We start from the raw sequence: 10,685 nt of genomic DNA on the forward strand, positions 1-10,685 counted from the left end.
CGACGTGGCAGAGGATCAGCGCGGGCTGCGCTTCTTGTTGAGAGTGAGTTCGAGCGAGTCGCCCAGGAGGTTGAGCGAGACGACGAGGAGGATGATGGCCAGGCCCGGGAAGATCGTCAGGTAGGGCAGGTCGGCGAGATAGTCGCGTCCCTCGCGCACCATGACCCCCCACTCGGGCGTGGGCGGCTGCGCGCCGAGTCCGAGGAACGACAGCCCTGCGACGGTCAGCACCGCCGTGCCGAGGCTGAGGGTCGTGAGCACGACGATCGGCGCGACGACGTTGGGGAGCACGTAGCGGAAGATGACCCGCAGCCGTCCCGCCCCCATGCCGACGGCGGCGAACACGTAGTCGTGCGTACGCACTGTCAGCACCGACCCGCGCACGACCCTGATATACGCGGGGATGCCGGCGATTCCGACCGCGATCGCGGCGTTCTGCAGCGAGGGACCCGTCACGGCCACGACGAGGATCGCGAGCAGGAACCCGGGGAACGCCTGAAGGACCTCGGTCACGGCCATGAGCGCCGACTCGACGCGCCGCCCGAAGTAGCCGGCCACGAGCCCGAGCGCGACCCCGACGACGGCGCTGATCGCGACCGCCGTGACGCTGCCCACGAGCGTCGCGCGCGTTCCGACGATGAGGCGGCTGAGCAGGTCGCGGCCGAGGGCGTCCGTGCCGAGCCAGTGCTCCGGAGACGGACCCGTCCGGCGCTGGTCGAGCGCCTGCAGCGTGGGGTCGAAGGGGGCCAGGACGTCGGCGAAGATCGCGATCAGCACGATCGCGATCAGCACGACCGCCGCGGCCGCGGTCGTTGCCCGCTCAGCGCGACTTCCCGCCGTGAACAGACGCGGCAGACGGGGCAGACGCGGCAGACGGAGAACGGGGCGCTTCCTCGCGTCCGCCCCGCTGTCGGCGCCGGCCTCCGCGACGGCGGAGGCCCCGGCGCCGCTCGATGCGAGGGCGCGTCCGTCGTCGACGGCGGATCGCTCGACTCTCGCAGCATCGGTGCTCATGGCCACTCCCCTCAGGCCGTCCCGTGCTGGATGCGCGGATCGGCGGCGCGATACAGCACGTCCGTGACGATGTTGACCATGATGAAGACGAGCGCCGCCGTGAGCACGACCCCCTGGATCATGGGGTAGTCCCGCTCGAAGACGGAGTTGATCATGAGCCGGCCGACGCCGGGCCAGTTGAAGACCATCTCCGTGAGCACCGCGCCGGTCAGGAGGGTGCCGAACTGGAGCCCGAGGATCGTGATCACGGGGTTGAGCGCGGGACGCAGGATGTGGCGCGTGTACAGCCGCGTCGATCCGATCCCCCGGCCGCGCGCGACCCGGATGTAGTCCTCCGTCTCGACCTCGAGCACCGACGAGCGCGTCATCCGCAGGATCGCCGCGAGGGGCCACACGCACAGCGCGAGCGCGGGCAGCACGAGGTGGGCGGGCGAGGCGAAGCCCGACGTCGGCAGGATGCGCAACCCGAGCGCGAAGACCATGACGAGGATGAGGCCCAGCCAGTAGATCGGCATGGAGAAGCCCACGAGGACGATCGTCTGCACGGCACGGTCGAACCAGCTGCCCTTGAAGATCGCGGCCGTGACGCCCAGGCTGACGCCCAGCGCCGTCGCGATCGCGAGCGCGGTGACGGCGAGCACGAAGGTCGCCGGCCATGTCCGCGCGAGCTCGTCGGACACGTGCAGGCCCGTCGAGAAGGACCGCCCGAGGTCGCCCTGGAGTGCGTGCACGACGAAGTCGACGAATCGCACGAACAGAGGCCTGTCGAGTCCGAGCTCGTGCCTGAGCGCCGCGATGGCCTCGGGCGTGGCCTCCTGGCCGAGAATGAGCTCGGCAGGGTCGCCGGGGACGACGTCGAGCACGACGAACGTCACGAAGGCGACGGCGAGCATGACGGGGATCGCGAGCAGCAGCCGCTTGGCGAGGTACGGGATCATCTCGCACCCGCCTGCATGCGCTGAGCGTCCACGACCTCGGCGAAGTGGCATGCGCTCTCGCCCGAGTCGACGGGCACGAGCTCAGGCCGATCGGTCCGGCACACGTCGGGCGAGTCCAGCTGCGCGTACAGCCAGCACCGCGACCGGAAGGCGCATCCGCCGTCCGGCTCGCCCTGCGGCGCGTCGCCGATGACGAGCGTCCGCACGGCGGTGTCGTGGTCGGTCGACGCGTTCGACACGGATGCCAGCAGCGCGGCGGTGTAGGGATGCCGGGGTGCGAAGTACACCTCGTCGGCGTCGCCCTGCTCCACGACCCTGCCGAGGTACATGACCGCGATCCGGTCGCTCATGTGCCGGACGACGCCGATGTCGTGCGAGATGAACACGATCGTCAGTCCGAGGCGCTCCTGCACGTCGATCAGGAGGTTGAGGACCTGGCCCTGGATGGACACGTCGAGCGCGGCCACCGGCTCGTCGCACACGAGCAGTCGCGGCTCGGCGGCGAGCGCGCGCGCGATCGCGATGCGCTGCCGCTGCCCGCCGGAGAACTCGTGCGGGTACTTGTCGCGCGAGCGCGGGTCGAGCCCGACGAGCCGGAGCAGCTCGTCGGTGCGTTCCGCGCGGGATCGGCGATCCCTCTTCGTCGCGACCCTCAGGACGTCGTCGAGGATCGTCCCCGCCGTCATCCGCGGGTTCAGCGATCCGTTCGGGTCCTGGAAGACCATCTGGCTGCGCCGCCGGAGCCGGCGCAACCGGCGGCCGCGGAGCCGGTACACGTCTTCGCCGTCGATCTCGGCGGAGCCGCCGACGGATGCCGTCGCGGCGAGTCCGCGCACCGCGACGCGCGCGATCGTCGACTTGCCAGACCCCGACTCGCCGACGATCCCGAGCGTCTCGCCCTCGTGGACCTGCAGCGACACGCCGTGCACGACCTGCGTCCGCACCCCTCGCCAGGTTCCCTGGCGGCGGAAGGCGACGGTGACGTCCTGCAGACGCAGGACGAGCGTGCGGGAGGCGCTCATCGCATCCACCCGCCCTCGTCCGTCGCCCAGCAGCGGGCCTGGTGCGTGGCGGCGCGGATGCTCAGCACGGGCTCCTGCTCGCGACAGACGTCTCTCGCGTCGGCGCACCGCGGGGAGAACCGGCATCCTCTTGTCAGTGTGCCCGGCCGCGGCGCGGTGCCCTCGATCGTGAGCAGGCGCGACTTGCGCCGCTGGCTCGCGTCGGGCGCCGCGCTCAGGAGGCGCGCGCTGTACCTCGAGCTCGGAGTCCGGAACACGTCGCGGACGGTTCCGGACTCGACGATCCGCCCCGCGTACATCACGTTGACCGTCTGGCACAGGTCGCCCACGACGCCCAGGTCGTGCGTGATGAACAGCAGGGCCGTACCCGTCGTGCGGCACAGCTCGCGCAGGAACAGCACGATCTGGGCCTGTGTCGTGGCGTCCAGGGCGCTCGTCGCCTCGTCCGCGATGATGAGCCGGGGGTTCCCGCTGAGAGCGAGCGCGATCATGACGCGCTGGCGCATTCCCCCCGAGAACTCGTGGGCGTACGAGTCGAGCCGGTCGGCGGCGCGGGTGATCTGGACGAGCTCGAGAAGCTCGACGGCCCGCCGGCGCGCCTCGCGCTCGTTGAGCGCAGAGTGGATCCGGATCGTCTCGACGAGCTGCTGACCGATCGTGAAGGTGGGGTTGAGCGCGGTCATGGGGTCCTGCGGGACGAGTGCGACCACCCGTCCTCGCTGTGCCCGCATCCCGCGTTCGTCGAGCGCGAGCAGGTCGACGCCCGCCAGGACGACACGCCCCGTGACGTCGAGACGGCGACGGTCGAGCAGCCCCATGACCGCCATCGCCGTGAGCGTCTTGCCCGATCCGGACTCCCCGACGATCGCACGCGCCTCGCCGGATCCCATCGAGAAGCTCACGCCGTCGACCAGCGGGACCGGCCCGTCGGCCCCCGGGATCGCGATGCTCAGGTCCTCGACCGACAGCAGCGTGTTCTCGTGGATGCTCATCGAAGTCCTCCCTCCTGAGGTGGACGGGCGGCGCGGCCGGGTGGGCCGCGCCGCCCGGGGTGTCAGCGGCGCGTGGCCTCGAGCAGCTGCAGGTAGCCGAGCGGGTCGACGCTGAAGCCCTCGATGGAGGACGAGGCGGCGAACAGCGACTGCGACCAGTAGAGCGGCACGCCCGCGACGTCGTCGACGAGGAGGCCGTCGGCCTTCGCCCACAGCGGCTGCGCGTCTTCGACGGTCGCCTGCACCTCGGCCTCGCCCAGAAGCTCGTCGAGCTCCGGGTTGGAGTAGGCCGACCAGTTGTACCCGCCGGTCGAGCGGAGGGTCGCGTTGAGCATGGCGTCCGGCGTCGCGCGCTGCGACCACCCGATGACGGCGAGCCCCGTCGTGTCGGTCTGCTTGAAGGCCTCGAGCAGGCCCGCGTACTCGTACACGGTCGCCTCGACGGTGATGCCGGCCTCGGCGAGCTGGGCCTGGACGATCTGCGCGATGTCCTGGTCGCCGATGTAGCGTCCGACGGTGTTGTAGAGAGGCAGCGTGATGCCGTCGGGGTACCCCGCCTCGGCCAGCAGCTCCTTCGCCCGCTCGAGGTCGCGCGTGCGCGGCTCCGCATCGGAGGGGCCGAGCTCGGGCGGGATGAAACCCGTCGCGGGGCGCATGAGCCCCTCCGTCGCGCTGTCGACGATGGCGTCGACGTCGAGGGCGTAGGCGACCGCCTCCCGGATGCGGTGGTCGGCGAGGAGCGGATGCTTGTGGTTGACCATGAGCCACACGGTCTGCGCGTAGGGCTTGGCGAGCCCGACGAGCTCCGGGTTGCCGTCCAGCTGCGTGAAGTCGTACGGCGCGACGTTCTGGATGATGTCGTACTCGCCCGCCTGGAGCGCGTTGAAGCGCGTCGTGGTGTCGGACACCGTCGTGATGACGATCTCGCTCTGCGTGGGAGCCGCGCCCCAGTAGTCGTCGTTGCGGACGAGCGTGATGACGTCCCCCTGCCAGCTCTCCAGCTTGTACGGTCCCGTCCCCGTCGGAGTCGTCGCGAGGTCGGCGGGATCCATGTCGAGCGAGCTCGGACTCTGGATGGCGAACGGACCGTTGGCGAGGTTGGACAGGAAGCTCGGGGTCGTGTACTTGAGCGTGAAGGTCACGACGTCGCCGTCGGCGGTGACCGAGTCGATGGGCGCGGTCCACGACGTGAGCGGCTCGAGCGTCATGGCGTGCTCGAACTGCGCGACGACTCCTTCGGCGGTCAGCGGCTCCCCGTCGTGGAAGACGACGTCGTCTCGGAGCGTGAACTCGAACACGGTCGGCTCGGGCTGCTCCCAGCTCTCCGCGAGCTCCGGGACGATCTCGAGGTCGGGGCCGTAGCCGACGAGCGTGTCGAAGATGAGGGCTCCGACGACGAGATCCGGCTGCCCCTGGTAGCGGGGCAGGTCGAGGGTCTGGATGGGGGTCGCGAACGCGATCCGCAGCGGCTCGCCGGAGGATCCCTCCGGTTCGGCCGTGCCCGCACCGCACGCGGTGAGCGCGAGTGCCAGTGCGCCGGCGATGAGCGCGACGACGGGGCGATGAGTGTGCCTCTTCACGATGTGCCTTTCTGAGAGAACTGCAGGATGGGTGGAGCACGAGTGGTGCGGTGCGCCGCGCGGGGAGGTGGTGCTGCTCCGGGCGCGACTGGATGCAGGCGCGGGATGCCGTCGGGTGCCGGTCTCAGGTCCCCGCTCTCACCTGCGGTCGGATCGAGAGGGTCTCGATCTGACTGTCCGGGGGAGCGCCGACCACGAAGTGGACGGCGCTCGCGACCGCCTGCGGCGTCACGAAGTAGCTGGGGTCGTAGGCGACGCCCGAGAGGGCGTGCAGGGCGCGCCCCATCTCCGTGTCGACGAACCCCGGGTGGATCGACGACACTCTCACGCCGTGGGGGCGCTCCTCCTCCCGGAGGGCGTCCGCGAGGGCGCGCAGCGCGTACTTCGTGCCCGAGTACAGCGTCCCGCCGGGGTAGGTGAACATGCCCGAGCCCGAGTTGATGAACACGACGATCCCCCGTGCCTCCCGCAGCGCGGGAAGCGCGAAGCGCGTGAGCTCGGCGGGGGCGAAGAGGTTGGTCTCGAACGACGCACGCCAGGTGTCGCGGTCCAACGTCTCCAACGGCGCCTCGACTCCGATCCCCGCCGAGTGCACGAGCACGTCTAGGCGGTCGACGGACGAGAAGAGCGTGCGCATGGCCGCGCTGTCGTTGATGTCGCCTGGCCAGGCCGTCGCGGAGGGCAGTTCGTCGACGAGGGCGCCCAGGGCCTCGGCATCCCGTCCCATCGCGTACACGTGGTGCGTCGGGCCCAGGGCGCGCGCGATGGCGGCGCCGATGCCCCTCGACGCTCCCGTGACGATCGCGGCCGGTCGTGACGTCGTGCTCATGTCTGGTCTCCCATCGGGTCAGGCGTGGACGGCTTCGGGGCTCGCGACGAAGCGCGCGGGATCGAGGAAGCCGGCGTCGCAGTACAGCTGCTCGGCGAGCACGATCTGCGCGACGAGCTCGCCGAGGCCTCCGGAGTGCTTGAACCCGTGTGCGCTGTCGCCCCCCGCCAGCACGATCGCCGAGTCGTCCGGCGACGGGCCGATGACGAACTGCCCGTCCGGCGAGTCCGTCACCATGCAGGGGACCACGCGCTCGGGCGTGGGATCGATCCACGGGAAGGCTCGCGCGACCTCCTCGGAGAGCTCCCGCGTGTCGGTCTCGGGGTGGATGGAGCGGTCGAGGCTGTCGGCCCGCGTGTACTCGAAGCTCTCGCTCGCCCAGAGGCCGATCTTCACGCCGAACTGGTCGCCGGAGCCGTGGCCCCACAGCTCGGATCCCGAGGGCATCTTCCTGATGAAGACGGGGAACCGGTCGAGTCGACAGTCGTCCTCGTGCCCGGGACGTGCCCGGAACCAGTACAGCGGCGTCCTCCTGACCCGCAGCTGCACGGCGCCGGAGAAGTCGGGAAGCCACGCGCCCATCGCGAGCACGAGCCTCGAGCACCGGAACTCCACGGTCGAGGTCGACAGCACGAGGTCGTCGCCGTCGCGCCGGATGCCGAGGATCTTCGTGCCCGGATACGCAGACCCGCCTGCAGCCTCGCCGGCCGCGACCTGCGCGCGGATGATCCGCTCGGGGTAGCAGATTCCCGCCGCCTCGTCCCACAGCGCGACGTCGTCGGCCCCCCATCCCCCGTAGTTGGGGAAGCGGCGCACCAGCTCGTCGTGCGACAGCCGCTCGACGGGACGACCCGCCGTCTCGGACGCGAGAGCCGTGCCCATCACGGGGTCGTCGTCGGGCGGGCCGGCGTTGAGGCATCCCGTCTGCTCGATGAGGACCTGACCCGCCGTGCCCGACAGCTCGGTCCACAGCCGCAGAGAGGTCTCCGCGATGGGGGTCAGCCCGGGGTGCTCCTTGCAGACGACCCGGAACAGTCGCGTCGTCCCGTGGGACGACCCGAAGCCGTGCGCGAGCGCGAACTGCTCGACGCCCCCGACGTCGACTCCGCGCGCCGCGAGACGCCAGAACGCCGCAGAGCCGAACGCGCCGAGCCCGACGACGATGACGTCGTGTCGAATTGATTGTGTGGTGGCCAACTCATCCTCCTCGACGTCCACACTGCGCTGATCGACTCTGATACGACAAATATCTATTAGCTTCATGGCTGAGACGTTTCGCAGATGTAAAAATGGAGGCCCCGGTGGAGATCAGAGAGCTCGCCTACTTCGTCGCGGTCGCAGAGGAAGGAAGCTTCTCCGCCGCGGCCGACCGGTTGCACATGACGCAGCCGCCGCTCAGCCAGTCGGTGGCGAAGCTCGAGAAGAAGCTCGGATGCCGGTTGTTCGAGCGAGGGCAGCGCGTCGCCCCGCGGCTCACGCCGCAGGGGCGCCTCCTCCTGAAGGAGGCCAAGCGGCTGCTGCGGCAGGCCGCCGAGCTCGAGTCGATGATGCGCACGGAGGGCAAGGAATGGCCGCTGCGGATCGGCGTGATCCCCTCCGTCATCGCGGGGCTCGTGACGCCCGTCGTGGTCGAGTTCCAGCGTCGCCACGACGCCGCCCGGATCGTGCTGGAGGAGGCCGAGGAGCGCGATCTGCTGGCCGGGGTCCGCTCCGCGAGCTACGACCTCGGCTTCACGCGGGCGGTGCGTCTGCCGCCGGGCATGCAGCTGCGCCCGCTCATGCTCGAGCCCCTCTACGCCGTCGTCGCCGAGTCGCACCCGCTCGCGCACCGCGGGCAGATCAGCGTCAGCGAGCTGTGGGACGAGGAGTTCGTGCTGTTCCTCCGCGAGGACGCCCCACGGGCGTACGACCACATCGTCAGGACCTGCATCCGCAGCGGCTTCGTCCCTCGCATCGCGATGCACGCCTCGAACGATCTGGCCCTCCTGAGCTTCGTGGCGTGCGGCCTGGGTGTCACGATCGTGCCCTTCCTCAGCACGATGGTGCCGCCGCCGGGCGTCGCCTTCCTGCGGGTCGAGCGCTGGGCGGTCTCGCCGCTGTCGCTCGTGCGACGCATCGACTCGGAGAACCCGTTCACCGCCCTGTTCGAGGATGCCGTCGCCGGCCACATCGCGAGCCTCGCCGCGTCACACGGAATCGAGGGCAACCTCGTCCTCCCCGACGAGTCCCTCGCCCACCGGCTGGACTCGGACTTCTCGACGGACGACGAGGCGGTGGAGGAGCGAGGAGCCTAGGCGAGCGCGGCGGCCGTTCGCGAGTGGTCCAGCACGAGGCTCGTCCGGGTGCCTGCGACGGCGGGGTGGCTCGAGAGATGCTCCAGGACGAAGTCGCGCACGGCATCGGAGTCGCGCACAGCGACATGGACGAGGAAGTCCTCGTCTCCGCCGAGGAAGAAGGTCTGCACCACCCCGGGGAGCGTCGCGAGGGCCGTCATGAAGGCGGACATCTCGTGGCGCGCGCCGGCTCTGATCCGCACGCCGATGAGCGCCTGCAGCCCGAGGCCCAGCACTCTGCGGTCGACGTCCACGGTGAACCGGGTGATGACACCCGTCTCGCGCAGGCGGCGTATCCGCTGGAGGCACGTCGAGGGCGCTATTCCCACGGCATCCGCGAGCGCGTTGTTCGCCGCTCGGGAGTTCGCCTGCAGCAGCTCGACGAGTCGCAGATCGATCTCATCGAGCGCAGCGCCCGGCGTCGCCGAACGATGTTCGGGGCGCGCACGGTGGATCGTCCGTGCTTCGGCCGATGATTCGCCCTGGACGGTCATCCTGCAAACATAGTTCGCAACCGTCGCGAGATCGATACGCTTTCTTCGACAATCGTGCTCATGCGCATCGGTGTTCCCACAGAGACCAAGAACAGCGAGCTCCGCGTCGCTCTCACGCCTGCCGGAGCGCACGAACTCGTGCACGGCGGTCACATCGTCCTCGTCCAGTCCGGCGCGGGCGCCGGGAGCGGCTTCTCGGACGACGAGTACGCGAGCGCCGGGGCCGACCTCGTCGCCCGCGCCGACGACGCGTGGAGCGCCGAGCTGGTCGTCAAGGTCAAGGAGCCGACCCCCGCGGAGTTCCGCTTCCTGCGACCCGACCTCGTCTTGTTCACGTATCTCCACCTCGCTGCGGACCTGGCGCTCACGCGTGCGCTCCTGGATGGCGGAACCACCGCCATCGCCTACGAGACGGTCCAGCTCGCCGACCGGTCGCTGCCGCTGCTGGCCCCCATGAGCGAAGTCGCGGGGCGGCTGTCCGTCCAGGTGGGCAGCCAGGAGCTCACGAGCGCGCGAGGCGGGAGCGGCATCCTGCTGGGAGGAGTGCCCGGCACCCCGAAGGCGAACGTCGTCGTGCTCGGTGGGGGGACTGCCGGAGAATCCGCTGCGCGGATCGCGCTCGGGCTCGGCGCGCACGTGACAGTGCTCGACATCTCTCTGCCGCGGCTGCGCCAGCTCGACGGCCTCTTCGAGGGCCGGATCACGACGCTGCGCTCCTCGGCGTACGAGGTGGCCGCGCAGCTGGAGAACGCGGACCTCGTGATCGGCTCCGTCCTCGTGCCGGGAGCCGTCGCGCCCAAGATCGTCACCGACGAGATGGTGGCCACCGCCCGACAGGGAACGGTCTTCGTGGATGTCGCGATCGACCAGGGCGGATGCTTCGAGGGCTCGCACGCCACGACGCACGACGCGCCGACCTTCCGGGTGCACGACGCCACGTTCTACTGCGTCGCCAACATGCCGGGCGCTGTGCCCCGGACCGCGACACAGGCCCTCACGAATGCCACGCTGCCCTGGGTCGCGCTCATCGCGCGGCACGGAGTCGGAGACGCGGTCGAGCTCGACCCGGCGATCCGGGCGGGCCTCACGACTCGTCGCGGCGCCGTGACCAACGCCGCCGTCGCCGCCGCCCACGACCTTCGCTGCGCCGCGTGAGCCCGAGTCCGTCGTGGTCGTACGGGCTCGACACTGCCGCTCGCCCTGTCTCGATCCGTCGGTCAGAGACTCTCACACGCCGTGCGCCCGAGGAGCCCCCGCCCTCGCACGACGCGGGCGCGTCCAGGCGCCATGGCGCCGGAGACATCGCGCGGAGCGTCGTCGTCGCGTCGCCGATCAGCTCTCGGAACGCAGCGGATCTGGTGGCGCCTCAACGACGAAACGCCCCGCAAAGGGGGCGTCTCGTCGATCGGTGGACGCAAGTACAAGGTTTGAGAACCCTCGCCGCGCCCTGAGAACCCTGATTTCTCGGGCCACTTCGGGCCTC

The 10,685-nt window shown here is 70.4% G+C and carries 10 protein-coding genes; 2 read left to right on the forward strand and 8 right to left on the reverse strand.

What is annotated here, in order from left to right:
- Positions 1–15: 15 nt before the first annotated feature.
- The 7 genes from FHS08_RS00985 to solA form a co-directional block, all read right to left on the reverse strand.
- Positions 16–1,014 (reverse strand): ABC transporter permease, encoded by a 999-nt coding sequence (locus FHS08_RS00985; protein ID WP_167034655.1) that lies wholly within the window; start codon positions 1,012–1,014, stop codon positions 16–18.
- A gap of 11 nt (positions 1,015–1,025) precedes the next feature.
- Entirely contained in the window at positions 1,026–1,952 is a 927-nt protein-coding gene (locus tag FHS08_RS00990; RefSeq protein ID WP_167034657.1) for an ABC transporter permease, read from the reverse strand.
- Positions 1,949–2,974 carry an oligopeptide/dipeptide ABC transporter ATP-binding protein gene (locus FHS08_RS00995; protein WP_167034659.1) on the reverse strand — a complete coding sequence of 342 codons (1,026 nt, stop codon included), beginning with the start codon at positions 2,972–2,974 and terminating at the stop codon, positions 1,949–1,951. The genes FHS08_RS00990 and FHS08_RS00995 overlap by 4 nt, the downstream gene beginning before the upstream one ends.
- Entirely contained in the window at positions 2,971–3,966 is a 996-nt protein-coding gene (locus tag FHS08_RS01000) for an ABC transporter ATP-binding protein (RefSeq protein ID WP_167034661.1), read from the reverse strand. Before FHS08_RS01000 ends, FHS08_RS00995 begins: the two co-directional genes overlap by 4 nt.
- 62 nt (positions 3,967–4,028) lie before the next feature.
- Positions 4,029–5,546, reverse strand: a complete 1,518-nt coding sequence (locus FHS08_RS01005; RefSeq protein ID WP_167034663.1) for an ABC transporter substrate-binding protein — start codon at positions 5,544–5,546, stop codon at positions 4,029–4,031.
- A 124-nt stretch (positions 5,547–5,670) separates the two neighbouring features.
- Positions 5,671–6,375, reverse strand: a complete 705-nt coding sequence (locus FHS08_RS01010; protein ID WP_167034665.1) for an SDR family oxidoreductase — start codon at positions 6,373–6,375, stop codon at positions 5,671–5,673.
- A gap of 18 nt (positions 6,376–6,393) precedes the next feature.
- Positions 6,394–7,572 (reverse strand): N-methyl-L-tryptophan oxidase, encoded by a 1,179-nt coding sequence (gene solA, locus FHS08_RS01015; protein WP_243847176.1) that lies wholly within the window; start codon positions 7,570–7,572, stop codon positions 6,394–6,396.
- A 104-nt stretch (positions 7,573–7,676) separates the two neighbouring features.
- On the opposite strand from solA, the gene FHS08_RS01020 reads away from it, so the two are divergent.
- Positions 7,677–8,669, forward strand: a complete 993-nt coding sequence (locus FHS08_RS01020; protein WP_167034669.1) for a LysR substrate-binding domain-containing protein — start codon at positions 7,677–7,679, stop codon at positions 8,667–8,669.
- On the opposite strand, the gene FHS08_RS01025 is transcribed toward FHS08_RS01020, so the two are convergent.
- Positions 8,666–9,202 carry an Lrp/AsnC family transcriptional regulator gene (locus tag FHS08_RS01025; RefSeq protein ID WP_167034671.1) on the reverse strand — a complete coding sequence of 179 codons (537 nt, stop codon included), beginning with the start codon at positions 9,200–9,202 and terminating at the stop codon, positions 8,666–8,668. The two genes, FHS08_RS01020 and FHS08_RS01025, sit on opposite strands and share 4 nt — an antisense overlap.
- Before the next feature lie 60 nt (positions 9,203–9,262).
- Between FHS08_RS01025 and ald the strand changes: the two genes are divergently transcribed.
- Positions 9,263–10,357, forward strand: a complete 1,095-nt coding sequence (gene ald, locus FHS08_RS01030; RefSeq protein WP_167034673.1) for an alanine dehydrogenase — start codon at positions 9,263–9,265, stop codon at positions 10,355–10,357.
- Positions 10,358–10,685 lie beyond the last annotated feature (328 nt).

Origin of the sequence: Microbacterium ulmi, from assembly GCF_011759705.1 — a bacterium.
Classification (GTDB): Bacteria; Actinomycetota; Actinomycetes; order Actinomycetales; family Microbacteriaceae; genus Microbacterium; species Microbacterium ulmi.

Bases quoted from the DNA above. Each gene is read 5' to 3' on its own strand.
- FHS08_RS00985 (WP_167034655.1), bottom strand. From the start codon at position 1,014: ATGAGCACCGATGCTGCGAGAGTCGAGCGATCCGCCGTCGACGACGGA.
- FHS08_RS00990 (WP_167034657.1), bottom strand. From the start codon at position 1,952: ATGATCCCGTACCTCGCCAAGCGGCTGCTGCTCGCGATCCCCGTCATG.
- FHS08_RS00995 (WP_167034659.1), bottom strand. From the start codon at position 2,974: ATGAGCGCCTCCCGCACGCTCGTCCTGCGTCTGCAGGACGTCACCGTC.
- FHS08_RS01000 (WP_167034661.1), bottom strand. From the start codon at position 3,966: ATGAGCATCCACGAGAACACGCTGCTGTCGGTCGAGGACCTGAGCATC.
- FHS08_RS01010 (WP_167034665.1), bottom strand. From the start codon at position 6,375: ATGAGCACGACGTCACGACCGGCCGCGATCGTCACGGGAGCGTCGAGG.
- FHS08_RS01025 (WP_167034671.1), bottom strand. From the start codon at position 9,202: ATGACCGTCCAGGGCGAATCATCGGCCGAAGCACGGACGATCCACCGT.
- ald (WP_167034673.1), top strand. From the start codon at position 9,263: ATGCGCATCGGTGTTCCCACAGAGACCAAGAACAGCGAGCTCCGCGTC.